Source organism: Pseudomonas sp. 65/3-MNA-CIBAN-0223 (genome assembly GCF_040310425.1).
Lineage (GTDB): Bacteria > Pseudomonadota > Gammaproteobacteria > Pseudomonadales > Pseudomonadaceae > Aquipseudomonas > Aquipseudomonas gregormendelii.
On record NZ_JBEOPV010000199.1, the window covers coordinates 1 to 263 of the forward strand.

Annotated in this window: 1 pseudogene; it reads left to right on the forward strand. The window is 63.9% G+C overall.

Annotated features, from left to right (window positions below):
* A pseudogene (locus AAEZ09_RS28550) lies at positions 1-263 on the forward strand (Na/Pi cotransporter family protein); the annotation flags it as partial.

The window sequence follows — 263 nt, forward strand, 5'->3', positions numbered from 1 at the left end:
GCGCTGATCAACGCGAAGCCAGATGCCCAGGCCCTGGATGCCGAGCGGCTGTATCAGCGGCACATCAAGGGCGTGTATTCCGATCTGCTGACCTTCATGGGGCGTCTGGAGCTGCCGCTGGACGAGAGCCACCAGGCGTTCTGGTTGAGCTGCCAGGTTGCGGCGCTGCAGCTGGTGGACGCGGTCAAGGATGCCAAGCACCTGCAGAAAAACCTCGGACACTACCTGCGCACCGATGACTCCGCGGCGCGCCAGGCGTATGT